The organism is Neogemmobacter tilapiae, from assembly GCF_014652215.1.
GTDB lineage: Bacteria > Pseudomonadota > Alphaproteobacteria > Rhodobacterales > Rhodobacteraceae > Neogemmobacter > Neogemmobacter tilapiae.
Genome location: NZ_BMYJ01000009.1, coordinates 36,846 through 63,332 on the forward strand (window position 1 = coordinate 36,846; position 26,487 = coordinate 63,332).

Annotated in this window: 23 protein-coding genes and 1 pseudogene; 16 read left to right on the plus strand and 8 right to left on the minus strand. The window is 62.7% G+C overall.

Annotation, left to right across the window (positions count from 1 at the left end; all coding sequences use genetic code 11):
- Positions 1–7 precede the first annotated feature (7 nt).
- The 4 genes from IE095_RS13950 to IE095_RS13965 are packed head-to-tail and all read left to right on the plus strand — an operon-like array spanning position 8 to position 4,734.
- The gene (locus IE095_RS13950) at positions 8–1,510 is read left to right on the plus strand and encodes an ABC transporter ATP-binding protein (protein ID WP_189412404.1); all 1,503 of its coding nucleotides are present in this window, start codon (positions 8–10) and stop codon (positions 1,508–1,510) included.
- A complete protein-coding gene (locus tag IE095_RS13955; protein WP_189412290.1) occupies positions 1,500–2,543 on the plus strand; it encodes an ABC transporter permease in 1,044 nt (347 codons plus the stop codon). Before IE095_RS13950 ends, IE095_RS13955 begins: the two co-directional genes overlap by 11 nt.
- Positions 2,540–3,463, plus strand: a complete 924-nt coding sequence (locus IE095_RS13960) for an ABC transporter permease (protein ID WP_189412291.1) — start codon at positions 2,540–2,542, stop codon at positions 3,461–3,463. Before IE095_RS13955 ends, IE095_RS13960 begins: the two co-directional genes overlap by 4 nt.
- Positions 3,463–4,734 (plus strand): amidohydrolase family protein, encoded by a 1,272-nt coding sequence (locus IE095_RS13965; protein WP_189412292.1) that lies wholly within the window; start codon positions 3,463–3,465, stop codon positions 4,732–4,734. Before IE095_RS13960 ends, IE095_RS13965 begins: the two co-directional genes overlap by 1 nt.
- 87 nt (positions 4,735–4,821) lie before the next feature.
- Here the strand turns inward: IE095_RS13965 and IE095_RS13970 are convergent, their stop codons facing one another.
- From IE095_RS13970 to IE095_RS13990, 5 genes and pseudogenes are all read right to left on the minus strand, one after another.
- Positions 4,822–5,097 carry a hypothetical protein gene (locus IE095_RS13970; protein ID WP_189412293.1) on the minus strand — a complete coding sequence of 92 codons (276 nt, stop codon included), beginning with the start codon at positions 5,095–5,097 and terminating at the stop codon, positions 4,822–4,824.
- 564 nt (positions 5,098–5,661) lie between these two features.
- On the minus strand, positions 5,662–6,132 hold the full coding sequence (locus IE095_RS13975) for an REP-associated tyrosine transposase (protein WP_189412294.1): 471 nt from the start codon (positions 6,130–6,132) through the stop codon (positions 5,662–5,664).
- A 263-nt stretch (positions 6,133–6,395) separates the two neighbouring features.
- On the minus strand, positions 6,396–8,039 hold the full coding sequence (gene pyrG, locus IE095_RS13980) for a CTP synthase (protein WP_189412295.1): 1,644 nt from the start codon (positions 8,037–8,039) through the stop codon (positions 6,396–6,398).
- 164 nt (positions 8,040–8,203) lie between these two features.
- The gene (gene secG, locus IE095_RS13985; protein WP_189412296.1) at positions 8,204–8,599 is read right to left on the minus strand and encodes a preprotein translocase subunit SecG; all 396 of its coding nucleotides are present in this window, start codon (positions 8,597–8,599) and stop codon (positions 8,204–8,206) included.
- 70 nt (positions 8,600–8,669) lie between these two features.
- Positions 8,670–9,089 (minus strand): annotated as a pseudogene (locus IE095_RS13990) (DUF6524 family protein).
- 118 nt (positions 9,090–9,207) lie between these two features.
- On the opposite strand from IE095_RS13990, the gene IE095_RS13995 reads away from it, so the two are divergent.
- Both IE095_RS13995 and IE095_RS14000 read left to right on the plus strand, forming a co-directional pair.
- On the plus strand, positions 9,208–10,497 hold the full coding sequence (locus IE095_RS13995) for an adenylosuccinate synthase (protein ID WP_189412297.1): 1,290 nt from the start codon (positions 9,208–9,210) through the stop codon (positions 10,495–10,497).
- Positions 10,498–10,500: 3 nt separating this feature from the next.
- Positions 10,501–10,731 (plus strand): DUF2842 domain-containing protein, encoded by a 231-nt coding sequence (locus IE095_RS14000; RefSeq protein WP_189412298.1) that lies wholly within the window; start codon positions 10,501–10,503, stop codon positions 10,729–10,731.
- A gap of 36 nt (positions 10,732–10,767) precedes the next feature.
- On the opposite strand, the gene IE095_RS14005 is transcribed toward IE095_RS14000, so the two are convergent.
- Positions 10,768–12,624: a hypothetical protein gene (locus IE095_RS14005; RefSeq protein WP_229804800.1), complete on the minus strand. Its 1,857-nt coding sequence runs from the start codon at positions 12,622–12,624 to the stop codon at positions 10,768–10,770.
- Between the two features lie 136 nt (positions 12,625–12,760).
- Here IE095_RS14005 and IE095_RS14010 point away from each other — a divergent pair, with 136 nt between their 5' ends.
- Positions 12,761–13,429: a thiamine diphosphokinase gene (locus IE095_RS14010; protein WP_189412300.1), complete on the plus strand. Its 669-nt coding sequence runs from the start codon at positions 12,761–12,763 to the stop codon at positions 13,427–13,429.
- Here IE095_RS14010 and IE095_RS14015 read toward each other — a convergent pair.
- Positions 13,410–14,342 (minus strand): DMT family transporter, encoded by a 933-nt coding sequence (locus IE095_RS14015; protein ID WP_229804801.1) that lies wholly within the window; start codon positions 14,340–14,342, stop codon positions 13,410–13,412. The genes IE095_RS14010 and IE095_RS14015 overlap by 20 nt on opposite strands.
- A 217-nt stretch (positions 14,343–14,559) precedes the next feature.
- Between IE095_RS14015 and IE095_RS18625 the strand changes: the two genes are divergently transcribed.
- The 4 genes from IE095_RS18625 to IE095_RS14035 all read left to right on the plus strand — a co-directional run bounded on the left by IE095_RS18625 (position 14,560) and on the right by IE095_RS14035 (position 19,866).
- The gene (locus IE095_RS18625) at positions 14,560–15,846 is read left to right on the plus strand and encodes a calcium-binding protein (RefSeq protein WP_189412301.1); all 1,287 of its coding nucleotides are present in this window, start codon (positions 14,560–14,562) and stop codon (positions 15,844–15,846) included.
- 132 nt (positions 15,847–15,978) lie between these two features.
- Positions 15,979–17,097 (plus strand): calcium-binding protein, encoded by a 1,119-nt coding sequence (locus tag IE095_RS14025; protein WP_189412302.1) that lies wholly within the window; start codon positions 15,979–15,981, stop codon positions 17,095–17,097.
- Between the two features lie 123 nt (positions 17,098–17,220).
- Positions 17,221–18,345, plus strand: a complete 1,125-nt coding sequence (locus IE095_RS14030) for a calcium-binding protein (protein ID WP_189412303.1) — start codon at positions 17,221–17,223, stop codon at positions 18,343–18,345.
- Positions 18,346–18,618: 273 nt separating this feature from the next.
- Positions 18,619–19,866, plus strand: coding sequence for a calcium-binding protein (locus IE095_RS14035; protein ID WP_189412304.1), 1,248 nt, complete (start codon positions 18,619–18,621; stop codon positions 19,864–19,866).
- Here IE095_RS14035 and IE095_RS14040 read toward each other — a convergent pair whose 3' ends face one another.
- Positions 19,867–21,240 (minus strand): L-serine ammonia-lyase, encoded by a 1,374-nt coding sequence (locus tag IE095_RS14040; protein WP_189412305.1) that lies wholly within the window; start codon positions 21,238–21,240, stop codon positions 19,867–19,869. It lies immediately after the preceding gene.
- A 161-nt stretch (positions 21,241–21,401) separates the two neighbouring features.
- Between IE095_RS14040 and IE095_RS14045 the strand changes: the two genes are divergently transcribed.
- The 5 genes from IE095_RS14045 to hflC all read left to right on the plus strand — a co-directional run.
- Entirely contained in the window at positions 21,402–21,962 is a 561-nt protein-coding gene (locus IE095_RS14045) for an EF-hand domain-containing protein (RefSeq protein WP_189412306.1), read from the plus strand.
- Between the two features lie 225 nt (positions 21,963–22,187).
- Positions 22,188–22,976, plus strand: coding sequence for a ribose-5-phosphate isomerase RpiA (gene rpiA / locus IE095_RS14050; RefSeq protein ID WP_189412307.1), 789 nt, complete (start codon positions 22,188–22,190; stop codon positions 22,974–22,976).
- A gap of 2 nt (positions 22,977–22,978) precedes the next feature.
- A complete protein-coding gene (gor, locus tag IE095_RS14055; RefSeq protein ID WP_189412406.1) occupies positions 22,979–24,337 on the plus strand; it encodes a glutathione-disulfide reductase in 1,359 nt (452 codons plus the stop codon).
- A 69-nt stretch (positions 24,338–24,406) separates the two neighbouring features.
- Positions 24,407–25,594 (plus strand): FtsH protease activity modulator HflK, encoded by a 1,188-nt coding sequence (gene hflK / locus IE095_RS14060; RefSeq protein ID WP_189412308.1) that lies wholly within the window; start codon positions 24,407–24,409, stop codon positions 25,592–25,594.
- A gap of 1 nt (position 25,595) precedes the next feature.
- Positions 25,596–26,487, plus strand: an 892-nt coding sequence (gene hflC, locus IE095_RS14065; protein WP_189412309.1) for a protease modulator HflC, incomplete at its 3' end; no start/stop codon positions are given.

A 26,487-nucleotide genomic window follows, 5' to 3' on the forward strand; every position in this document is an offset into this window, starting at 1 on the left:
GAACGACATGCAGGCGCAAGAGGTGGTCTTGCGCCTGACCGGCATCACCAAACGCTTTGGCCCGGTTCTGGCGAATGACGGCATCGACCTTGCCCTGCACAGGGGCGAGGTTGTGGCCCTGCTGGGCGAAAACGGCGCGGGCAAGACAACGCTGATGAACATCCTGTTCGGTCAGTATCGGGCCGATGCGGGGGATACTCAGGCCTTTGGTGCGGCGCTGCCGCCGGGCCAGCCGCGTGCGGCGCTGATGGCGGGCATCGGCATGGTGCATCAGCATTTCACCCAATGCGGGGCGCTGACGGTGCTGGAAAACATCATGCTGGGCCGCGAAAGCCTGTGGCAGACCCGTCTGGGGCGGGCCAAGGCCCGGGCGCGGTTGGCGCAGTTGATGGCGGATTTCGGGCTGACGGTGGACCCGGATGCACGGGTGGGCGACCTGTCAGTCGGGGAACGCCAGCGGGTGGAAATTCTGAAGGCGCTTTATGGCGAGGCGCGCGTTCTGATCTTGGACGAACCGACCGCCGTGCTGACCCCGCAAGAGGCGGAGGCCCTGTTCGTCACCCTGCGGCGGTTGGTGGCGCAGGGGCTGTCCGTGCTGTTCATCAGCCACAAGCTGGGCGAGGTGATGGCCTTGGCCGACCGTTGCGTGGTGCTGCGGCATGGGCGCGTCGCGGGCGCTGTGCGGGTGGCGGAAACCAACCCGGCCGCCCTGGCCGCGATGATGGTCGGGGGCGATCTGCCGGGGCAGGCCGTGCCGCCCGGTCGCCCCGGCGTGGTGCTTTTGTCCCTGCGGAATGTGGGCGGGACGGGTGTGGATCTGGACCTGCGCGCCGGAACGATCACCGGCTTGGCGGGTGTTTCGGGCAATGGGCAGGCGGCTTTGGCCGATCTGATCAGCGGTCTGGCGCGACCTTTGGCGGGGCAGATGACACTGGGTGGCCAGGCCGTGCCCGCCGATTGGTCGCCGCGTCGGGCGGTGCAGGCGGGAGTAGGGCGTATCCCGGAAGACCGGCATCGGCAGGGTGTGGTGGGCGACTTTACCTTGGCCGAAAACGCCGTGCTGGAACGCTATGGCGAGGCGGGTTTTGCGCGCGGGCCTTTCCTGCGGCGTGGGGCCATCCGTGATTTTGCGGCCGGGTTGATCGGGAAATACGATGTGCGCGGCGGCGGGCCAGAAACTGCGGCGCGCGGTCTGTCGGGTGGGAACATGCAAAAGGTCATTCTGGGCCGGGTGCTAGAGGCGGGGCCAAAGATCATACTGGCAAACCAGCCGGTGCGGGGGCTGGATGTGGGCGCGATTGCCTATGTGCAATCGCAGCTGATTGCCGCGCGGGATCAGGGGGCGGCGGTTCTGCTGATTTCCGAAGATCTGAACGAGGTTCTCGATCTGTCCGATGTGGTGCATGTGATCTCCAAAGGCCGCCTGTCGCCGGGTTTTGCGCGCGGGGAAAAGACGGTGGCCGAACTGGGTCTGTGGATGGCGGGTGAGGGGTTTGATCATGCGGCTTGAACCCATCGCCCATCCCAGCCTCGCCCGCCGTGCCGGACTGCCCGCGCTGGCGCTGCTGGCGACTTTGCTGTCGGCCATGGCGCTGGCGGCCTTGGCCGGGGCCAATCCCTTGGCCGTGCTGGGCCAGATTGCCGTGGGGGCAGTGGGCAGCAAATTTGCGCTGCTGGAAACGCTGAACCGGGCGACGCCGCTGATCTTTACCGGCCTTGCTGCCGCCGTGGCCTTTCGCGCAAGGCTTTGGAACATCGGGGCCGAGGCGCAGCTCTATCTGGGCGCTATCGTCACCGTTCTGCTGGGCACGGGGGCCTTGCCAGGGCTTTTGGTCCTGCCGGTGACGGCGCTGGTCGCGGCCTTGGCCGGGGGCTTGCTGCTGCTGGGGCCGGTGCTGATGAAGACCAAGGCGGGGGTGGATGAGGTGGTGACGACCCTGCTGATCAATTTCATCCTGCTGCTGTTGGTCAGCTATCTGCTGGAAGGCCCGATGAAAGACCCGATGGGCATGGGCTGGCCGAAATCGACGCCTTTGGTGACCGAGGCACGGCTGCCCCGCATCGTCGAAGGCCTGCGCCTGCACTGGGGCTTTGCCTTGGCGCTGCTGGCGGCGGCGGCAATCTGGATCATCCAGACCCGCACGAAACTGGGCTATGAAATCCGCGCCGTGGGCCTGAACATCCACGCCGCTCGCTTTGCGGGCATCCCTGTGAATTGCGTTCTGGTGAAAACCGCGCTGCTGTCGGGCGGGCTGGCCGCCTTGGCGGGTTGGTCCGAGGTGGCGGGGCTGAAGGGGCATCTCAGCCTCGATCTGTCGCCCGGCTTTGGCTATACCGGGATCATTGTCGCGATGCTGGCGCTGTTGCATCCCTTGGGCGTTGTAGTCTCGGCCCTGTTCGTGGCGGGTGTCTTCGTGGGTTCCGATGCGATGAGCCGGGCCGCGGGCGTGCCGACCTATATCGCCGACATCGTGCTGGCCTTGGCGCTGCTTTACATGGTGCTGGCGCTGGGCCTGACCCGTTACCGCTTGGTGCGCGGATGATGGAAATTTTTGACATTTTGCTGCAAGCCAGCTTTTGGGCCGCCGTCCTGCGCATCGCCTCGCCCCTGATCTTTGCAACGATGGGCGAGTTGATCTGCGAACGCGCTGGGGTGCTGAACCTGGGCATCGAGGGCATCATGGTGATCGGGGCCTTTACCGGCTGGATCGCGGTTTATGCGGGCCTGCCGCTGTGGTGGGGCGTGGGGGCGGCGTTGCTGGCCGGGATGGCCTTTGGCCTGCTGCATGGCGTGTTGGTGGTGCCGTTCGGCCTGTCGCAGCATGTGGTGGGGCTGGGGATCACGCTTTTGGCGACGGCCACGGCGAGTTTCGCCTATCGCCTGATCCTGCCCGAGGTGACAAGCCCGCCAAAGATCGAACCCTTTCAGCCGCTGGGCCTGTTCGGGCCAATCTTGGGGGCGCAGACGGCGCTGACCTATGCCGCCTTTGGCGTGGTCGCGGTGGTGGCCTATGTGCTTTACCGCACGCCTTTGGGTTTGGCCCTGCGCGCCTGCGGCGACAACCCGGCGGCGGTGGCGGCGCAGGGGCTTTCGGTGACAGGTCTGCGGTTGGGGGCGGTGATGGTGGGGTCTGGCCTGATGGCGGTGGGTGGGGCCTTCCTGACGCTTTCGGCCTTTTCGTCTTTCTTTTTCGAGATGGTGAATGGCCGCGGCTGGATCTGCATCGCCCTTGTCGTCTTTGGGGGCTGGGGACCGGGCAAGGCGTTGCTGGGGGCTATGCTCTTCGCGGGGTTTGACGCCCTGCAAGTGCGGCTGCAACAGACCGGGATTGGCGAGATCCTGCCCTATCAACTGTTCCTGGCCTTGCCCTATATCCTGTCCATTCTCGCCCTGATCCTGATGTCGCGCCGCGCGCAGGTGCCGGGGGCGCTGATGATCCCATTCCGCAAAGGGGAACGCTGATGTTCGATCTGATTGTCAAAGGTGGCACCCTGCCGGATGGCCAAGTGGCCGACATCGGGCTTCAGGGCGACAAGATTGCCGCCGTGGGCAAGCTGGAGGCCGAGGCGCGGCGGGTGATTGATGCGACGGGCGATCTGGTCAGCCCGCCGTTTGTCGACCCGCATTTCCATATGGACGCGACCCTGTCCTATGGCCTGCCAAGAGTGAATGCCAGCGGTACGCTGTTGGAGGGGATCAGTCTGTGGGGCGAGCTGCGGGACATCGCGACGGTGGAGGATATGGTCGCGCGGGCGCTGAGATACTGCGATTGGGCGGTCAGCATGGGGTTGCTTGCGATCCGGACGCATGTCGATACCACCCCCGATCATCTGCGCGGCGTCACGGCGATGCTGGAGGTGAAGCGGCAGGTGGCGCCCTATCTGGACCTGCAACTGGTGGCCTTTCCGCAGGACGGGCTTTATCGAAGCCCTACCGGGCGGGCGAATGTTCTGCGAGCGCTGGATATGGGCGTTGATGTGGTGGGGGGCATCCCACACTTTGAACGCACGATGGAGGAGGGGGCGGCGTCGGTCCGCGACATGGCCCGGCTGGCGGCGGAGCGGGGGCTGATGCTGGACCTGCATTGCGATGAAACCGATGATCCACATTCCCGGCATGTCGAGACCCTCGCCGCCGAGGTGACGCGGCATGGGCTGGGGGCGCGGGCGGCGGGGTCGCATCTGACCTCGATGCATTCGATGGACAATTACTATGTCTCGAAGCTGCTGCCCCTGATCGCGGAATCAGGGATGTGTGCCATTCCGAACCCGCTGATCAACATCACCCTGCAAGGGCGGCATGACAGCTTTCCCAAGCGGCGGGGTTTGACGCGGGTCAAGGAGATGCAGGCGCTGGGCATCACCGTCGGTTGGGGGCAGGATTGCGTGCTGGATCCTTGGTATTCGCTGGGCACGGCCGATATGCTGGACGTGGCTTTCATGGGCCTTCATGTCGCCCAGATGACCCATCCGGAGGAGATGGCCCGCTGTTTCCGGATGGTCACGGAAGACAATGCCCGGATCATGGGTTTGGCAGGGCATGGGTTGAAGGTCGGGGATCAGGCCTCGCTGGTCATCCTGGACGCGGGCGATCCCGTGGAGGCGCTGCGGCTGCGGGCGGCGCGGTTGTTTGTGGTTTCAAAAGGCCGGGTCGTGGCGGAGGCCGCGCGGGGGGATGCCCGGCTGGATTTGCCGGGGCGCGGGGGCATGGTGCGGCGGCGGGTGAAGGGGTGATTTCACGCGTGAAATGTGGGGTAGGTTCTTGATATTTCTGTTATATTTTATTATTGGAATGTTTTTTTGAGCCGGGGCGAGCCCGGCCTACTTGTGCCAGTAATACCAGTTGCCGTCGTAGTCGCGGTCGATGGTTTCTTGCGAGACTACGGTGGCGGTGACGCGCCGCAACCCGGCAAGGGCGGGGGCCGGATCGCCCAATTGGGCCACATCGGTATCGGTCGGGACGGCGACGGTGACATGGATTGTCCCGCTGACCGTTTGGGGGCTGATGAACAGGGGTGTAACGCCTTGTAGCTGGCACCAGTTTTGCAAGGCTTTGGTGGCCCGGTTGTTGCGGTGATTGAGAAGGAATTTGAGCATTTCTTGGGTGGGTGAAAATCACCAAAGTCGGGTGGCGGTGGGTTTCACCCACCCTACAGGGTGCGGGCGCGATGCCAAGTGGAGAAGGGGCAAGCATCGATCTTGTTGGGCAGTTCATGTTTGACCGGATTGAGGCGAGAATTGCGGATCACCGTCTCGATGGAGGTTTGTAGGGTGGGTGCAATCCACCTTCGGCGTTGGGGTGGTGGGTTTCACCCACCCTACGGGGCGTCGCGATGCTAGGTGGAGAAAGGCCAGTCTTCGATTTTGTTGATCGGTTCATGTTTGAACGAATTGAATCGGCAACGGCTGATTATCCTTTTTCGCGCCGTTTCAGGGAGATTTGTAGGGTGGGTGCAACCCACCGTTTGCGGTGGGATGGTGGGTTTCACCCACCCGACGGGGTGTGGTCACGATGCCAAGTGGAGAAGAGCCGGTCGTCGTTTTCGCGACCAATCCGCGTTTGACCGGACTGCACCAGCAACAGTGGATCGCCTTTTCGAGGGAGGTTTGTAGGCTGAGTGCACCCCACCTTTTGTGGTGGGGTGGTGGGTTTCACCCACCCTACAGGGTGCGGGCGCGATGCCAAGTAGAGAAGGGCCAATCTTCGATCTTGTGAACCAATCCGTGTTTGACCGGATTGAACCAACAATAATGGATCGCTTGTTCCCGCGCCGTTTCGTTGCGGAGGTGATGATCCCAGAAGCGCCTTTGCCAAAGGCCTTTTTCGCCCTTTGCTTGTTGGCTGGCGGATCGTGGATAGGTTCCTCCGACATATTTGGTGAAGCGCGCCTTGATGTCTTTCCAGCGAGTCGAATAGTCGGCGTCGCCTTCGGGCAGCGTCCAGACGGCGTGCATGTGATCGGGCAGGATCACCCAAGCGTCTATTCGGAAGGGGCGGTCCGCGCGAACCTCGGCGACAGCGCGGCGCAGGGTTGCGATTTCACGGACGAGGGTATTGTCACCCCGCGTGGCGAGGTTGACGGTGAAAAAGATGCAAGCACCGGGGATGCGGGGGCGGATGTAGTGGGGCATCGCGAAGCGTTGCGCGATGTTGGTTAAGATAGCGTCAACGAGCGCAGGGACGCAGGTGGTTTTTGGGATAGGCGTTGGTGGTTTGGTGGGTTTGCACCCACCCTGCATTTTTTGTCCCGGTAGGGTGGGTGGCAACCCACCGTTGGGCGAGTGGAGGTGGTTTTGGCGTGCGGGTGTGGGTTTGCACCCACCCTAAGTTCGTGTCCCGGCAGGGCGGGTGTTAACCCCCTTTACGTCATTCTGAGTGGTGGGTTTCACCCACCCTACACCAATCTGACCCCGTCCACCGCCGCCCGCACAAAATCGGCGAACAGCGGATGGGGCGCGAAGGGTTTGGATTTCAGTTCCGGGTGGAACTGCACGCCGATGAACCAGGGGTGATCTTTCACCTCGACGATTTCCGGCAGGCGGCCATCGGGGGACATGCCGGAAAACTCCAGCCCGCAAGATTCCAGCTGTTTGCGATAGGCGATGTCCACCTCGTACCGGTGGCGGTGGCGTTCTTCGATCTCGGTTGCGCCGTAAACCTCGGAGACTTTCGATCCTGCCGCCAGACGCGCGGTATAGGCCCCCAGACGCATGGTGCCGCCCTTGTCGTCGCCGACCTTGCGCGCGACGATATGGTTGCCCTGCACCCATTCTTTCAGGTGATAGACGACGGGGGTAAAGCGTTTTGCGCCGGCCTCATGGTCAAATTCCTCGGAACCTGCATCGGAGACGCCGGCCAGATTGCGGGCCGCCTCGATCACCGCCATCTGCATGCCGAGACAGATGCCCAGATAGGGCACGCGCTTTTCGCGGGCGTATTGTGCGGCCTTGATTTTGCCCTCGGTCCCGCGTTCGCCAAAGCCGCCCGGCACGAGGATGGCCTGAAAGCGTTCCAGATAGGGGCCGGGGTCTTCGCGTTCAAAGATTTCCGCGTCGATCCATTCCGCCTTGACCCTTGTGCGGTTGGCCATGCCGCCATGGGTCAGCGCCTCGGCAATCGACTTATAGGCATCCTCAAGCTGGGTGTATTTGCCGACGATGGCGACCCGAACCTCACCTTCCGCATGGGTCAGGCGGTCCATCACGTCTTCCCAGCGGGTCAGGTTCGGCTGGGGGGCCGGTTCGATGCCAAAGGCGTTCAGCACGGCCTGATCCAGGCCCGCACGGTGATAGGCGAGCGGGGCCTCATAGATCGTCTTCAGATCATAGGCGGGAATGACCGAATCTTTGCGGACATTGCAGAACAGGGCGATTTTCTCGCGTTCGCGTTCCGGGATCGGATGTTCCGAACGGCAGACCAGCACATCGGGGGCAAGGCCGATGCTTTGCAGTTCTTTGACGCTGTGCTGGGTGGGTTTGGTTTTCAACTCGCCACTGGCCGCCAGATAGGGCAGCAGGGTCAGGTGCATCAGGATGCATTCGCCGCGCGGGCGTTCGTGGATGAATTGGCGGATCGCCTCAAAGAAGGGCAGGCCTTCGATATCGCCCACGGTGCCGCCGATTTCGCAAAGCATGAAATCCACCTCATCCTCACCAATGCGGAGGAAATCTTTGATTTCATTGGTGACATGGGGGACGACCTGAATGGTCTTGCCCAGATAATCGCCGCGACGTTCCTTTTCCAACACGTTGGAATAGATCCGGCCCGAGGAGATGCTGTCGGTTTTGCGCGCCGAGACACCGGTGAAGCGTTCGTAATGGCCAAGGTCCAGATCGGTTTCAGCGCCGTCATCGGTGACGAACACCTCACCATGTTCAAAGGGCGACATCGTGCCGGGATCGACGTTGAGATAGGGGTCAAGCTTGCGAAGGCGGACGGTATAGCCGCGGGCCTGCAACAGGGCGCCAAGGGCGGCAGAGGCAAGGCCTTTGCCAAGGGATGACACGACGCCCCCGGTGATGAAAATATAGCGCGCCATGTGGTGAACCCCCGTGAATTTCCAATTGTGGACACGCGATTCGCCGAAGCAGATTCGCAGTATCACGGGAATAGAAGCCTAATCCCGTTTTGCAGGGTCCGCAAGCCGACCGCTAGATGATGAAGAACATTTGTCGAACCGCCCCACAGATGGGGGCGGGGCGATCAGTTGCCGCCTTCGGTCGCCGGTTCTGCCGGGGCGTCCGCGCGGGGCGGGGTGGCGGGGGCATCGGTGGCGGTGGGGGGCGTCAGGTCGCCGGTGAGGCCGGGCAGGGTGGTGGCCGGGGCCTCAGGCGCGGGCAGGTTGCCACCGAACTGATCGACGACCGAACGGCTGCCCGAATCTGCGGCGGCCAGAATGGTGAGGGTGATCGAGGTGGTGATGAAGCCTGCCGCGAGGATCCAGGTGAGCTTGGTCAGCGCGTTGGCGGCCTGACGGCCACCGGTCATGGCGGCATCGCCCCCCATCAGCCCGCCGCGCCCCTCAGAGCGTTGCAGCAGGACGATGCCCACCAAAAGGAGGGAAAGGATGAGGTGGATGGTCAGGACGACGTTTTGCATGAACCCAAGGCCATTCAGGAAAGATGGGCCTATCTAGGCCGTGTTTGTGCCCGCCGCAAGCCCTTCGGCTTTAGTTGTCGACCTCATCGACGGAAGCCTGACCGGTGGCGCGTTGCCAGAGGAGAGACCAGGAAAGGCCGAGGCCCATGATGAGGGAAAGGCCCAGAAGGGCGAGCCAGCCGTTGAGGGCGGAATTGGTCAGGCCTAGCCAGCCCCAATCGTGGAACAGCCAGAGGAGAAGGCCAAAGACGGCGGCGATAAGGACGATGCCAAGCAGGCCGATGGAGCGGAGAGTGGCGAGAAGTTAGAGGCCAAGGCCAAGGGCGAGGAGGAGGCCAAGAAGGAGGACAAAGGGCATCTGGGTGGAGAAATTCGCCTGGGCCCAGGTGACATAATTCCACTGGGTCGGGTTGAAGAAAGCGGCGGTCAGGCCAAAGGCCCCCAGCCAGCGCCACAGAAATCCCATGTGAACCCCCTGTTTTGGGGGCATCCTGCCAAGGGCGGGGGCGTTAGGCAAGGGTGATGGGGGGAGGGGTCATTTTTCCGTTTCCCCCGGCGCGGGCAAGGGCTATAGGACGGGCGTTTGTGTTCAAGCGGGGAAGCGGATCATGGCCAATGTCGTTGTTGTGGGCGCCCAGTGGGGCGATGAGGGCAAGGGCAAGATCGTGGACTGGCTGTCGGAACGCGCGGATGTGATCGCGCGGTTTCAGGGCGGGCACAATGCAGGGCATACGCTGGTCATTGATGGCAAGGTTTACAAGCTGTCGCTGCTGCCTTCGGGGGTGGTGCGGGGCAAGATGTCGGTGATCGGGAACGGTGTGGTGCTGGACCCTTGGGCGTTGCTGTCGGAAATTGAGCGGTTGGGCGGGCAGGGAGTGCATGTGAGCCCTGAGACGCTGATGATCGCGGAAAACACGCCCTTGATCCTGCCGGTGCATGGCGAATTGGATCGGGCGCGGGAAAATCAGAATTCGGTGGCGAAAATCGGCACGACGGGGCGGGGCATTGGGCCGGCCTATGAGGATAAAGTGGGGCGGCGGACTGTCCGGGTGGCGGATCTGGCGGATGAGCCGACGCTGGACCTGCGGTTGGATCGTTTGCTGACGCACCACAACGCGCTGCGGGCGGGGCTGGGGCTGGAAGCGGTGGACAGGGCAGCGCTGAAAGCGGCGCTGATGGAAGTGGCTCCGAAAATCTTGCCCTATGCGAAACCGGTCTGGAAGGTGATGCATGACGCCCGCCGGGCGGGGAAACGCATTTTGTTTGAAGGCGCGCAGGGTTCGCTTTTGGACATCGACTTTGGCACCTATCCCTTTGTCACCTCGTCGAACACCCTTGCGGGGATGGCGGCGACGGGCACGGGGCTTGGGCCGACCGCGATTGATTTCGTGCTGGGGATCGTGAAGGCCTATACGACCCGCGTGGGCGAGGGGCCGTTCCCGTCAGAACTGTTTGACGAAGACGGCGTGCGGCTGGGTGAGCGGGGGCATGAGTTTGGCACCGTCACGGGCCGCAAACGGCGTTGCGGCTGGTTTGATGCGGTTCTGGTGCGGCAGACCTGTGCCACCAGCGGCGTGTCGGGCATCGCCTTGACCAAGCTGGATGTGCTGGACGGGTTCAAGACGCTGAAAATCTGTGTGGGCTATGATCTGGATGGGCAGCGGCTGGATTATCTGCCGACCGCGGCGAACCTTCAGGCCCGTGTGACGCCGATCTATGAAGAAATGGAAGGCTGGAGCGAAAGCACGGCGGGGGCGCGTTCCTGGGCCGATCTGCCGGGGGCGGCGATCAAATATGTGCGGCGGATTGAAGAACTGATCCAATGCCCGGTGGCGCTGCTGTCGACCAGCCCAGAGCGCGACGACACGATCCTTGTGACCGACCCCTTTGCGGACTGAGCCATGGCCCTGTCCTATAAGGCCAAGAAACGTCTGTCGCTTTTGATCCTGTTGGTGGGCTTACCTGTCTATATCGGGCTGGCTTGGTTTTTGGTCAGCCTGTTTGAACGGCCCAATATGGTGATCGAACTGGGCATCTATATCGGTCTGGGGATTGTCTGGGCCGTGCCGTTCAAGGCGGTGTTCCGGGGCATCGGACAGCCCGACCCCAATGAAAAGGCCGAAGGCGAATAGCCCCCGGCCCCTTTTCCCTACCGCCTGGTGGCGGGATCAGCTCATGATATCGCGGGCTTGGCGCATCAGCTCTGAGTCGTCGGTCACGACATATTGGCCCTGCCGCACCCTTTCAATCTTGCCTGCTTTGACCAGATCGGCAAAGGCCTGCATCCCGTCTTCTTTCGCAAAGCCCGGCAGGCCGGGGGCCGATGCGATCTGGCGCAGGAGATTGGCGGGCGAGAAATGCGGGCGGCATTCGATCATCGCCGCGTAGACGCCGGCCGCCTGAATCACCTCGTCCAACTCTTCCGCACCCAGACGCTGGGCGAATTCGGTGAAATCAGCCGGGTCAAAGAATTCGCCGCCATCGGCAAATTCCTCTTCGTCTTCATCCTCGACCATGCTGTTCAGCAAAACCGGCTCTAGCACTGGCCCCGGCGCAGGGGCGGCGTTGCCGCCCGCCACGGCGACCCGGCGCGGGCGCAGAGGTTCGTCCACCGGCGTTGCTGCGGGGGCAGGGCGGTCGATCCGCTGTTCCGAAACCAGCACCAGCACCGGGGGGCGGTCAGCCTCGTCTTCCTGATCCTCGCCCACGATTTGCGAGAATTCCTGCCGATAGGCGTCGGCGGGGTCTTGATCGAGCCCCAACGGATCTTCGCCCAATTCGCGGTCGGCCTGAGTGGTTGCGACAGCGGCTTTGAGATGGGCAATGGCGGACCAGCGCGCGCGCTGTTCTGGGACATCCATTTCCGAATTGGTCTGGGCAATCAGACGCCCGATTTCGGCATCGTCCTGACCATCGTCCAGCAGGCGGCGCATCCCGGCGCCACTGGCCAGTTCGGCCTGGCTAACGCGGATCATCTTGGCCTTGGCGCGGCGCAGTTTATCAAGGGGCGAGCCTTCGCCGTCCAAAGCGCCAGCCGGGCCTTCGTCCGTCAGATTGTCGGGCGCACGACTGCGGGATTTCGAATCGGTGTCCATGTTGAAGGCCATAGCGGCACGGATGGTTTCGGCCAGTTGGGCGTCCAGCAATTCATCATCAACGGCATCATCGCTATCGGCCACCTCAAGTGCGGCATCGACCTCTTCCAAAGTGGCCTCGACGACGTCGGCCTCATCCTCGTGCCCGGCGGCACGAGCCGCAGGGGGCGGGGCGTCGATTCCAAGGAAGGCGGCCTGATCGTGCAACTGCCAATCATCAATGCCTTCCATAGCATCGTCGTCGGTCAGATCATCGGCCCCGGCTTTGGCCACAGGACGGGGGAGGGGGATGTCGTCTTCTTCGTCGTCGACCTCATCCTCGACAACGGGGCGGGCGTCGGTCAGTTGGTCCCGAACATCGTCGTGCAGAACCAAGGCACCGGCCATGCCGGCGACCTCAACCGTGTCTTGCCAGGGGTTGCCATTGTCGTCGTCCTGTTCAACGGACAAGGCGTTGCCGACACGATCAAGCATGGCGGCGGCCTGTTCGACGGGCAAAGCCTCGGTTGTGACATCGACAGCGGCCTGCGCCTGGGCTTGGGCCGCCTGACGGATGCGCATAAGTTTGGCCGCGACGCCTTCGATGGGGCCCTGACCCGGCGCAGTGCGCTGAACCGGCACGTTGAGCGATTGCCGCAGCGGGGGGAGGCTGGGCGGGGCACCCTCGGCCGGGTCGGAGGCAGTCAGGAAGACGGAGCCATCCTCACGCACCTTGGCATCGACACGGCGGCGCAGTTCGCGTTCGGCGATGCGGTGCAGCATGGCGGCATCGGGGGTGGGCGGTTCCGAGCCGAAGAAACGGTCGCTGGATGCAAGATCGCGGAAATATTCCGCGATGATCTTCATCGTGGTCAGCGGATCTTCGAAACCCTCTAGCGTGCACGAAAACGTGCCGTAAGAGACGGTCAGGATTTTGCTGGCTCCGGTCATTGGTCGGTCACCCAGAATCGTCTGCGCAGGCCGATTGCCTGCTTTCACTGGTATCTCATTCAGAGATAGGGGTAATTTAAAGGATGGATTATGGCTATTGGCCCTATCCTGCGCCATAATTCGGGACAATTTCAATATGTCAGCCAAGATTGTTGAGACGACAGAGGGGATCACGCTGTTGGCGGGGGGGCCAGCGACCAGACGTGACCTGTCTTTGGCCTTGGCGCGGGCCCCGGTTTTGGTGGCGGCGGATGGGGGGGCAAACCGGGCTTTGGCCCTGGGTTTGATGCCCGAAGCAGCGATTGGCGATTTCGACAGCATCCGTGCAGGGGCGCGGGAGGCGCTGGGGCCGGGGCGGCTTTTGCATATTGGGGAACAGGAAAGCACGGATTTCGACAAGGCGCTGGGGGCGGTGTCGGCGCCGTTCATCATCGGTCTGGGGGCGCTGGGGGGGCGGGTGGATCATGCGCTGGCGGTTTTGCATACGCTGGTGCATCGGGCGGCCCATCATGTGGTGCTGCTGGGGGGGCCGGATGTGGTCTTTGCGGCGGCACCGGGGCGGTGGCTGGATCTGGCGCTGGGGGCGGGGGATCGGTTGTCGCTGTTTCCGCTGGCGGCAGTGATGGGGGAAAGCGAGGGGCTGGAATGGCCGATCAAGGGGTTGGCGTTCGACCCGGCGCGCAAGATCGGGACGTCGAACCGGGTGACGAAGGGGCCGGTGCGGCTGCGGTTCGAGGGAGAGGGGATGATCGTGATCCTGCCGCGGCGGCGGCTGGATGCGGTGCTTAGGGCGCTTCGTCCATAAGAAGCTGGGCGCTGCGGCGGCCCTTGGCGGCGACCTGTTCGCGGTGAACGAGGTAGAGGCCTGCGACAATGATGATGACGATGCCGACCCATGTAAGGGGCGTGGGCCAGTCGCCATAGATGAGATAGCCGAGGATGACGGCGACGACGATTTCAAAATACTGAAGGGGGGCGACGGTGGCGGCGGGGGCGAATTTGAGGGCGTAGGTGATGCAGATATGGGCAACACAGGCCCAGAAGCCGACGCCGAAAAGCCAAAGCCAGGCAGCGCCTTGGGGCATGACGGGATCAAGCTGGGTCCAGCCTGTGCCGTTGGCGATGAAAAGGACAGGGAGGCACAACAGGGTTCCGGCGATGGAGGTGTGAAGCTGCATCGTGACGGGATGGATGTTGGCGGCCATGGCGCGGGTGATGAGCATGTAGCCGCCGAAAAGGAAGGCGGTGCCCAAGGGAAAGAGGGCGACAAGGCCGAAGGCGGCGAGGGAGGGCTGGATGACGAGCATGGCCCCGGCAAAGGCCACCAGCGAGGCGAGGATGCGGCGGGGGCCTATGCTGTCGCCAAAAAGCCAGAAGCCCAAGAACAGGACGATGAAGGGCTCGACAAAGACGATGGCCAAGGCATCGGCCACCGGCATGACCGAGACGCCCGAGACAAAGCAGAAGGTGGACAGGATGAGGAATGCCGCGCGGAGCGTGAGCCAGCCCGCCATTTTCGCATCGACGCGCCAGGAAAGGCCCATGATCAGGGCGACGGGGACCATCAGCGCGCCTTGGACCACAAAGCGGGCGGCGGTGATTTGACCGACGGGAATGGTTTCGGTGGCCAGCTTGGAGGCGAAATCCAAGAGCGGGCCAAACAGGCAGAAGATCAGCATCAGAATGACGCCGGGCAGGGTGCGGTCAGGTTGGGTCATGAGGAAGGGCTAACGGCGCGGTCGGGGCCTGTCCAGCCGCGTTGCGCCGCGATGATGTCGCGATTGGCCTAAACCCCGGAAAAAGGCGCTTAAACCGGGGGTATAGAGCGGCCCGCTTTGGGTTTTGCGCGGCTGGCCCTGTGGCGCAGGTTGCCGCTAGGTCGGGGAGAGGCCCGGTTTGGGCCGTGCGACATATTCATCCAAAGGATCACAAAAGATGGCTTTGATCAAAGCACGTGACAAGGTCACGACCGACACCGCCTTTGTTCTGAAGGCGGGACAAGACCTGCTGATTGGGGCAGGGGTCGATGTTTTTGCTGTGGGCGGTAACTATGGCGTGGTGGATACGGCGCCGGGCAACCAGATCACGGTGAATGGCACCCTGTCGGCGGCTTTGGCGATCTATCTGACGGATCATGTGGCGGGGCCGGAGAATGCGGCGATGGCCGGGACGGGCATCACGCAGATCAGCATTGGGGCTGAGGGCAAGGTGATGGCGGATGGGGATGCGGTCCGCATGACCCGTTCGGCAGAGATCATCAACCGGGGTTACATCGGGGCGGATGATGGGATCGTGGCCCCCGATATCGAGGGTGGGGCGACTTTGCGTCTGGTGAACCACGGCACGATCCGGGTGCAGGATTATGCCGTGGACAGTGCGAAGGCGCGGGCGGTGATTGTGAACAACGGGTTGATATTCAGCGAGTTTGAAAGCGCGATCAATCTGGCCTCGAGCGATGATGTGCTGGTGAACCGGGGCACGATCCGGGGCGGGGTCTGGCTGAATGAGGGCGATGATCGTTTTGACGGTCGGGGCGGCAAGGTTCTGGGGGGCGACTCCTATGTCTCGGGTGGCGGCGGGAATGATCATTTCGTGCTGGATGGTTTGAATGATCGGGTCTGGGGCGGTGCGGGCGATGACACGCTGGATTTTCGGCACACGGCCAAGGGGGTGGATATTGTCCTGCTGAATCAGGTGGATCTGGTGCCGTCTGCCGCCGGGCCGCAGCGCAGCTATTCGGATTTCGAGATTTTGCTGGGCGGGTCGGGGCGTGACCGCTTTGTCGGGGATCTTTATGAAAATCGGCTGGTGGGCCATGCCGGGGCCGATACTTTGGACGGGCGCGGTGGGAATGACACGCTGATTGGCGGGCAAGGGCGCGATGTGCTGATCGGCGGGGCGGGGGATGATGTCTTTCGCTTTGACGCCCGTGCCGATGCGGGGGACCGGGTTCGGGATTTCTCGAACGACGGGCAGGACGATTCCTTTGCGTTTCGCAAGGCGGTGTTCGGCGCGGGGATGGATCGTGGCCTGATCGAGGAAAGCGCTTTTATCGCCGGGGCGACGAACCGGGCGGGCGATACCGGCGACCGTTTCATCTTTCGCACCACGGACAGCACGCTGTGGTTTGACGCCGATGGCACAGGGCGACAACCGGCGATTCTGATCGCCGATCTGAAGGATGGGGTGGTGATCTCGGCCTTGGATATTTTCATCGTTTGACGATCTTTGCGGCGCGGTGGCACGGGGCGGGGCTTTCCCCGCCCCTTTCGCTGTCGCAGGGTAAAATTTGTTGGCAGATCGCACCTTCACGCCTAGGTTGCGGGCGTTTTCATATGCATTGCGGAGGCACAGATGGCGATCACCTGGATCAATTCCAACATACTCGGTTCCGGTCTTCCGGGGAGTGTCGGTCTTTCAATTCAAAACGCGGATGGCGTGGTGGTTCTGTCTGGTTTCAGTTTTGGCTGGAACAGCGGGCCTGCGTTGGAAGCGGTGGGGGTTGGCAATTTCATTCATGTTCTGGGGCAAGTTTACGGGCTGGATGGGGCGATCCGGTTGAGTGATGCGGCCAGCCCCTTGGCGGGGCATCGGCTGGTGGTTGGCGCGGAAGGCTCGGTTTGGGGGAAGGGCGCGGCGGGAGTCTATTCCGTGTCGGGGAACAGTTCGATTCTGAACAATGGGACAATTGGCGGCGATTATTCGGCGATCACAATCGAGGAAAGCGGGGCGGAAAGCCATTCGCGGCTGGTCAATCGCGGGGAGGTGGTTGGGAATACGGCGGCCATTCGACTGTATCTGTTCAACGGCGCGGATTACACGCTGGAAAACATGGCGGGGGGCGTGATCAACGGCGGGGCCATCGGTGTGCTGGTGGATTGCAGCAACAGTTGTGATGTGACGATTGTGAATGCCGGGCTGATCACGGCCGCTGGGGACGCCATCACGACCGACAGCCCGGCGAAGACCATCAGCCTGACGAACAGTGGCAGGATCGAAGGGGCTATTCTGCTGGGGAACAGTCGGGACCGTGTGGACAACCGACAAGGGCAAATCGAAGGGGACGTGCGTCTGGGCGGCGGGGCGGACCGTTTTCAGGGCGGGGCGCGGGCAGAAAGCGTAGAAGGAGGCGCGGGCCTTGATGCCTTGTCAGGCGGTGGCGGGGCGGATGTGTTTGTCTATGCGCGGGCGAGCCATGGCCGCGACAAGATCAGCGATTGGCAGGGCATCGATCGGTTTGAGGTAGATGCTTCGGGCTTTGGTGGCGGGTTGGCTTTGGGGGCATTGGCCGCGGGGCGGTTTCATGCGGGGGCGACGAACAAGGCGCAGGATGCGAATGACCGGTTTGTGTTTCGGACGACGGATGCGACGCTGTGGTTTGACAAGGACGGGAAGGGCGGGGCCGCGGCCGTGTTGATTGCCGATTTGCAGGCCGGGGCGAAGGTCGTGGCAGGGGATATTTTTGTCGTTTGATTGGGGCCGCGCCAAGGAAAAGCCAGCTTTGAATGGTTAATCTGTCGCGGCCTGTGGTGGGGCCGTCGTGCGGGACAGGATTCCCGTTGTTCGGTGTGATTTGTAAAATGTGAGGAGGACATTATGGCGACAAAGAAAGTTCTGGGTAGTCTGGTCGGCTCAGGGGTCCAGTTGACGGTGGGGGGGACGACAGATGTTGTGGTCGGGCCCAACGGCCTGATCGATTCGGATGACAGCTACGCCATCTCTATGACGGGCAGCAATCAGACGCTGACCATCAGCGGGATGGTGCGGTCCAGCGGCGATGACACGATCAAGTTCGGTGATCAGGATAGCGACAGAAACCATGTGGTGATCATCGAAAAGAGCGGCTTTGTGGTCGGCGACTATGACGACGCCTTGTCGTTCACCAGCAAGAATTTCACCGTGATCAATAAGGGCACAATCACAGGGCTTTATCCGATCTATGGCTCGAACAGCGAAAATTCGGCGGTCAAGATCAACAACAGCGGCAGCATTACAGCGACCTACTCGTCGGCAATCTATGTTTCGGGTGATGACGAAGGTTTGGTCACCATCAACAACACCGGCCGCATCTATGCCTATGACGAAGATGCCGTCGACATCAGCACGATTGGTCTGAAACTGGTGAATTCGGGGACCATCGTGTCGTTGGATGACAATTCCGTCAGCGCCAGCACCGCGAATGACAGCGTGGTGAACAAGGGCAAGCTGGTTGGCAATGTGTCTTTGGACAATGGCAACGATCTGTATGACGGGCGTCTGGGCCGGATCGTCGGCGACATCTATGGTGGCGACGGGAATGATCGCCTGCTGGGTGGCAACATGGCCGAAGCGCTGTATGGCGACGAGGGGAATGACCGCATTCAGGGCGGTGGTGGCCGGGACGAACTGTATGGTGGCGGGGGCAATGACAGCTTTGTCTTCAACAGATTGTCGGAACGCGGCGATACGATCAGCGGGTTTGGCGCCGAAGTGGGCAATGACGACCGTATCCTGATTTCACAGGACGGGTTTGGTGCGGGGCTGGCGAAGGGCACTTTGGCGGCATCGCGGTTCCAGGCGCGGACGGACAATGTGGCGCAGGATGGCAACGATCGGTTCATCTTGAACCTCAACGATGGCGGGCTTTGGTTCGACAAGGATGGCAGCGGCAGCGCCAAGGCCGTGCTGCTGGCCTATGTGCCGATGGTGGCACTGACGGCGGCGGATATCGTGATTATCTGATCCGGATTTGCGGATCTTGGGCGGCGGTCGGGGAAACCCGGCCGCCGTTTTCGTTTGATCCGCAAGCCTTGGCTTGGTGGCGAGCGCATTTCGTGCGAGGATCGGGTCAGCGGGAATTTGGCCGTGAGCCCACATTTTCAGAAAGGAATTCTTCCGTGGCAAAAGTCACGGTGATGCCGTGGAGCGGTTGGGCGCGCAAATGTAAGCTGGGCACTGCGGCTGATCTGATCCGCCGCATCCGATTTTCAGGATATATTGGGCAAAGGATACATCATGTTGATCAAGGCAAAGAATTCGATTGGAACGGGTTATCAATATACATTGGGCACGGCGAATGACCTTTCGGTGGGCCGGAATATTCTTGTCTGGTCGCTGGATACGGCCGCGATCATCGGCAGCGGCAATGGGCAAAGCGTGGTCGTGTCGGGCACAGTTTTGGGCGAGGCGACCGGCATCCAGCTGACGGGCAACAACGTCAAGATCAACGTCCATGAAAACGCCAGCGTGATGGGCGGTGTTGCGCTGTCTTTGGCAAATTCAAACTTGGCAATCGTCAATCGCGGTGTGATTGCGGGCGAGGATACCGCCATCAGGACCGCACCAGAGAGCGCATTGCCCAACAGCATCGCAAGGGTAACAAATTATGGCCTGATTGAAGGCGTGATGAGCGGCCTTGGCTTTGCCTATGGGGCCGGGGCCGTGGTCCGCAATTTTGGTGTGATCGAGTCGGAAGGCACGGTCTTTCAGGGCGGTGTGGGAAAGGATGTGCTGATCAACCGGGGCATCATCAAGGGCAATAATATTGCCCTGAGTTTCGGCCATGATATTTATGATGGCCGGGGTGGGAAAGTGGTGGGGGCATCCATCTTTGGCGGGCCAGGGAATGATACCTTTCGGCCGGGCGTTTCGGGCGAGATTATGAACGGCGACCAAGGCCTCGACACGCTGGATTTCAGGGCCGGGCCGGGGATCAAGGTCGATCTGACCAATACATTCGCCAACACGGGTTTTGCCAAGGGCGATACCTATATCGACATGAACCGTGTTCTGGGGTCGGACAGGGGCGCTGACGTGTTGCGGGCCAATGGGCTGGGCAATGAACTGCGGGGCAATGGCGGGAATGATCGGCTGATCGGTGCGCTGGGCAATGACAGCCTGATCGGCGGGGCGGGGCGTGACACGCTGACCGGGGGCGATGGGGATGAGAGTTTTATCTTTCTGAAGCCGTCCGAGGGTGGCGACAAGATCACCGATTTTTCCAGTGTCGGCGGAAACTTTGACGTGATCGTCATTGACGCTTCGGGTTTTGGCGGCGGGCTTTCGGCGGGCGTCCTGCCTACGGGACGGCTCAAGATCGGGGGTAACAACCAAGCGGGGGATGCGAATGACCGATTCATCTTTCGCACGACGGACGCCACGCTTTGGTTCGACAGGGATGGCCAGGGCGGGGCCGGCCCGGTGTTGATCGCGGATTTGCAAGCGGGGGCAAGCCTATCGGCAGGGGCGTTTCTGCTGATCTGATCAGCAGTTAGGCACATTAACGGCCAGCCCGCCGAGGCTGGTTTCCTTGTATTTCTCATGCATGTCGCGGCCCGTCTGGCGCATGGTTTCGATGCAGGCATCCAAGGAAACCAGATGCTGCCCATCGCCGCGCATGGACAGGCTGGCGGCGGAGACGGCTTTGATCGCCCCAAGGCCGTTCCTTTCGATACAGGGCACTTGAACAAGCCCCTTCACCGGGTCACAGGTCATGCCGAGGTGATGTTCCAAGGCAATCTCGGCGGCGTTTTCCACCTGTTCGGGGGTGCCACCCAGAACGGCGCAAAGCCCGGCGGCGGCCATGGCCGAGGCGCTGCCCACCTCGGCCTGACAGCCGCATTCGGCGCCGGAAATGCTGGCATTGTGCTTGCATAGGCCGCCGACAGCGCTGGCGGTCAGCAGGAATTCCCCGACACGCGCAGGGTTTGCCCCCGGCACATGATCCAGCCAATAGCGGATGACGGCGGGGACGACGCCTGCCGCGCCATTGGTGGGGGCGGTGACGACCTGACCGCCTGCGGCGTTTTCTTCGTTCACCGCCATGCCATAGAGGCTGATCCAGTCATTGATGACATGCGGGGCGGTCATGTTCAGGCCGCGTTCGGCGATGAGCGCCTGATGGATGCCCTGCGCGCGGCGGCGAACCTTGAGGCCGCCGGGCAGGATGCCGGTGCCCGCCATGCCGCGATCCATGCAATCTTTCATGACTTGCCAAAGACGGGTGAGGCCTTGGTCCAGCTCATGCGGTTTGCGGAACACCAGTTCATTGGCGCGTTTCATGGCCGCGATGGACAGGCCCGAAGCTTTGGCCATGGCGAGCATCTGTTCCGCAGTCTCAAACGGATAGGGGACGGGGGTGGTGGATTTGGTCGCACCGCCGTTTTCCTGTTCGGCAGCGGTGACAACAAAGCCGCCGCCGATAGAGTAATAGGTTTCTTGCAGGATGACATCGCCCTGCGCGTCGGTGGCTTTCAGGATCATGCCATTGGCATGGCCGGGCAAAGCAGGGCCAAAGTCGAATTGCAGATCGCGGGCGGGATCAAAGGCCAGATCGCCCAAGCCGGGGGGCTGGATGCGGCCCGTGGCCTTGATCTGCGCGAGGCAGGCATCGGCCTTTTCGGCGTCATAGCTGTCAGGCAGGAAACCGGCGAGGCCAAGGATGGTGGCGCGATCGGTGGCATGGCCGACGCCGGTAAAGGCAAGCGAGCCGTGGAGCGAGGCGCGCAGGCCGTGGGCATGGAAAGGGCTGGCGCGGAGCGTATCCAGAAAGCGGGCGGCGGCGACCATGGGGCCCATGGTGTGCGAGGAGGAGGGGCCGATGCCGACCTTGAACATTTCGAAGACGGAAAGAAACATGGGGCCTCGCGCTTTTGGTTCAATGTAGCGGGGGAATGGCGGCGTGAAAGGCCGGATGCGACGGGGCGGCGGGCGATTGCGCCTTGGGGCGGGGGCGTTAACCGCCGTTTAACCCTGTGGCGGTAACAAAGACTTCACCACGTTCAACGCAGGGGAAGGTTATGAGAAAGTCATTTGCGGGAAGCCTGTTGGTGCTGGCGATGCTGGCTGGCGGGGTGCAGGCAGAGGGGGCCTTGCCCGGCGATTTGCCGGAAAAGATGCTGAAACGGATGCGGGAAGCGCCAGAGGCCTTTGTGGCGGACGCGGCGGATCTGATCCTGGGCTATGGGCAGGGCGGGGCGATCACGCCGGAGGGGATTGCCGAGGCGATCACGGTGGAGCGCGCGGCGGCGCGGGCGCAGGCCTATCGGCGGCTGATGGAGGCGGATCTGGACGGGGATGGGGCGGCCAGCGGCGAGGAAATGGCAGTGCTGATCCGGGCGGAAGGGGCCGAAGGGCGCGGTCGTTTGGCGCTGGGCTATGCGGCGGCGGATGGCGATGGCAATGGCGTGCTGGAACCGGGCGAGATGCAGGCGCAGGCGCAAGCGGCGGGCGACAAGGCGGTGTCGGCGGCGAAAGAGGCGGCGCTGATGGCGCTGATGGGGCTGGACATGAACGGCGATGGCGGGTTGACGCTGGCCGAGGTGCAGGCGGCGGTGGAACTGGCGGGCGACAAGAGCTGAGGGCGGTGAAGCATCGGCATGGCCTGCGGCCATATTCCTTTGCGTTCGGGGGGGCTTTGCCCCCCGCGCTGCGCGCCCCCCCAGGATATTTTTGAAGAAAAGAGGGAGAGAGGGGGCGGGGGGATTGGTGCAGTTTTGCAGAACGGGCTTGGCCTGCTGTGCCTTGCCCCTGTCGCTGGTTCCGTGCTTTGCCTATAACAGCGCAAGCCAAGCAAGGAGCCGCCCATGTCCAGCGAAATGTCCCCCATTGACCGGGCGAAATACGCCGCCGCCGTGAAGGCCGTGGATTATGTGCAGGATGGGATGAAGGTGGGTTTGGGCACAGGTTCCACCGCCTTTTGGATGATCAAACGGCTGGCCGAACGGGTGCGCGACGAGGGGTTGCGGGTGACGGGGGTTCCAACCTCGAGCCGCACGGCGGCGCTGGCGCGGGAAGAGGGCATCGCGCTGACAACGCTGGATGAGGCGGGATGGCTGGACCTGACCATCGACGGCGCGGATGAGGTGGATGGCGATCTGAACCTGATCAAGGGTGGCGGGGCGGCCCTGCTGCATGAAAAGATCGTGGCGACGGCCAGCGACCGGATGATTGTGATCGCCGATGCGGCGAAACAGGTGGCGGCTTTGGGCTCCTTTCCGCTGCCGGTGGAGGTGATCCCCTTTGGCTGGCAGACGACGCAGAAGCTGGTCGAGGAACTGCTGGAGGGCATGGATGTGCTGGGCCGCGAGGTGCAGGTGCGGCAGATGGGCGGTATGAAGTTGCTGACCGACCAGAAGAACCATATTCTGGACCTGCATCTGAAACATATCGGCAATCCGCGCCAATTGGCGATGGTGCTGAACCAGATTCCCGGCGTGGTGGAAAACGGGCTGTTCGTGGACATCTGTGATGTGCTGATTCTGGGGCAGGCCGATGGCCGCGTGACGGTGCGCGATCTGGACGCGGGGGCGGCCAGCGAAGTGGCGGCGGATCTGACGGAACCGGACAACATCTTTGCCGAAGGCGGGGAATGACCATGGCTTTCGATTATGACCTGTTCGTGATCGGCGGTGGCTCGGGTGGGGTTCGGGCGGCGCGGGTCGCCTCGGGCGATCATGGGGCAAGGGTCGGGCTGGCCGAGGAAAGCCGGATGGGGGGCACCTGTGTCATCCGGGGCTGTGTGCCGAAAAAGCTGATGGTCTATGCCAGCGAATATCCGGGGGCCATTGCCGATGCGCGGGCCTATGGCTGGGATGTGAAGGATGGCGGCTTTGACTGGCTGAAGTTCCGGGGGCGGCTGTGGTCGGAACTGGACCGGCTGGAAGCGGCCTATCGCAACACGTTGAAGAACGCGAAAGTCACGGTGCATGACACGCGGGCCGAGATTGTGGATGCGCATTCCGTCAGGCTGGCGACGGGGGAAACCATCACGTCGCAGCATATTCTGATTGCGACGGGCGGGCATCCGGTGGTGCCGGATATTCCGGGGGCGGAGCTGGGGGTGACCTCGGATGCGATGTTCAATCTGGACCGGCTGCCGGGCAAGGCGCTGATCGTTGGCGGCGGCTATATCGCCAGCGAATTTGCCTGCATCCTGAATGGGATGGGGGTGAAGGTGACGCAATTCTATCGCGGGGCGCAGATTCTGCGGGGCTTTGACGATGAGGCGCGGGGGCATGTGTCGACCGCGATGCAGGCGGCGGGGATCCGCATTCATTGCGGGACGAACCCCTTGCGGCTGGAAAAGGTGGATTGGGGCATTCAGGTGACGGCCAGCGATGGCAGCACCGAGGTTTACGATCTGGTGCTTTGGGCGACGGGGCGGGCGCCGAACACCAAGGGTCTGGGTCTGGAGAAAACCGGGGTGCAGATCGGGCGGCGGGGTGAGATCGTCGTCGATGATTACAGCCAGACGGCGGTGCCTTCGATCTTTGCGGTGGGGGATGTGACCGACCGGGTGAACCTGACGCCGGTGGCGATCCGCGAGGGGCATGCCTTTGCGGACACCGTCTTTGGGGCCAATCCGCGCAAGGCGGATCATGAATTGGTGGCCAGCGCGGTTTTCACCCAGCCCGAAATGGGGGCGGTGGGCCTGTCGGAAGAGGCTGCGCGGGAATGCGGGCCGGTGGAGATTTACACGGCGAGTTTCCGGCCGATGCAAAGCCTTTTCGCGGGGCGTGAGGATCGGGTGCTGATGAAGCTGGTGGTCTGCGCCAAGACACGGCGGGTTCTGGGCTGTCATATCGTGGGGCCGGGGGCGGGCGAGATGATCCAGATGGTGGCGATTGCCGTCAAGATGGGGGCGACGAAGGAAGATTTCGACCGGACGGTGGCGGTGCATCCGACGATGGCCGAGGAATTGGTGACGATGCGCAAGCCGGTTCGGGTGGCCTAGGGGCGTTTTCGGCTTGATTTTCGCTATGGAATGCCCAGTTAGGGCCAAAGGCAATATGAGGATGGGTTGATGGCTGGCAGCGGGGGCCCCTGGGGGGGCGGCGGCAACAACAATGATGACGACCGGAATGGGGGCCAAGGCGGCCGTCGTCCGGGCGAGGGGCCGCAGATCCCCGAAATCGACCAGATCATGAAAAAGGGTCAGGAACAGCTGCGCGTGCTGATGGGCGGCAAGGGCCGTTCCGGCGGGACGGGCGGCGGTGGCGGGGGGAATGACAACCCGCTGGGGCCGATCTTTACCAAGCAGGGCTTGGGTCTGGGCGCTTTGGCGCTGGTGGCGGTTTGGGGCTTTATGTCGTTCTATACGGTGAAGCCGGAAGAGCGTTCGGTGGAGCTGTTTCTGGGCGAACGCTATGCGATTGGCGAGCCGGGGCTGAACTTTGCGCCTTGGCCAGTGGTGACGGCGGAAATCGTGCCGGTGCGGGTGGAACGGACCACCGAAATCGGGGCGGGGGCGAACGGGGATACGCAGTCGGGCATGATGCTGACGCGGGACCAAAACATCGTGGACATCGGGTTCCAGGTGGTCTGGAACATTGATGATCCGGAATCCTATCTGTTCAATCTGGCCGATCCGGATGACACGATCCGGGCGGTGGCGGAAAGTGCGATGCGCGACATCATCGCGCGGTCGGAACTGTCGCCGATCCTGAACCGGGACCGGGGGCTGATCACAAGCGATCTGCAAAAGGCGGTGCAGACGACGCTGGACAGCTATAACGCGGGGATCACGATCATCCGGGTGAACCTGCGGCAGGCGGCCCCGCCGGCGGATGTGATCGACAGCTTCCGGGCGGTGCAGGCGGCGCAACAGGAACGGGACCGGCTGGAAAAGCAGGCGGATGCTTATGCGAACCAAGCAACGGCAGGGGCGCGGGGTGAAGCGGCACGCTTGCTGGAAGCGGCGGAAGCTTACCGCGCCGAAGTGGTGAACGCCGCGCAGGGTGAGGCGAGCCGTTTTCTGGCGGTTTACGAGGAATATGTGAAGGCGCCGGAAGTAACGCGGCGGCGGATGTATCTGGAAACGATGGAAAAAGTCTTTGGCGGGATGAACAAGGTCATTCTGGATGGCGTGGCCGGTGGCGAGGGGACGGGGGGCGTTGTGCCCTTCTTGCCCTTGAACGAGCTGAACCGGGGTTCGGCCGTGCCAGCCCCGGCGGGCAGTGCGGCTGCGGCCACGACGGCAGGGGGGAACTGAGATGAAAAAAGCTGCAATTGCGCTTCCTGCGGCTTTGCTGGCCGGTGCCTTGGCGCTGTCTTCGGTGTTCATCGTGGATGAACGGGAACGGGTGCTGGTGCTGCAATTCGGTCAGGTGAAGCAGATCATTACCGAGCCGGGCCTTGGGTTCAAGATTCCGCTGATGCAGGATGTGGTGCGCTATGACGACCGCATTTTGGGCGTGGCGACCCAGCCGGTTGAGGTGACGATGCTGGATGATCGGCGTCTGGTGGTGGATGCGTTCACGCGCTGGCGGATTTCGGATCTGGTGGCCTTTCGTCAGGCCGTAGGGGCCGGGGGGATTGAACAGGGCTTGCGGCGTCTGGAAGGCATCGTGAACCCGGCGATCCAAGAGGTTCTGGGTTCAGTGCCGTCGAACAACGTGCTGTCCGAGGACCGGACGGCGCTGATGAACCGGATCCGCGAGATCGTGCGGCGGCAGGCGATTGCCTTGGGGATCGAGGTGATCGACGTAAGGCTGACGCGGACGAACCTGCCGGAACAGAACTTGGATGCGACCTTTGCGCGGATGCGGGCGGAACGCGAACGCGAAGCGGCGGATGAAATCGCGCGGGGCGGCGAGGCGGCGCAGCGCGTGCGGGCGACGGCGGACCGGGAGGTGGTGGTGCTGACCTCGGATGCGCGGCGGCAGGCCGAGGTGATCCGGGGTGAGGCGGATGCGGAACGGAACAGCATCTATGCCGAGGCTTTCGGGCGCGACCCGGAATTCTTTGCCTTTACGCGGTCGCTGACCAGCTATGAGCGGGCTTTGCAGGCGGGGAATTCGTCGATCGTGCTAAGCCCGGATAGCGAGTTCTTTGAGTACCTGCGCAGCGGCGAAGCGCCGGTGGCGGCGGAACCTGCGGCGGAAT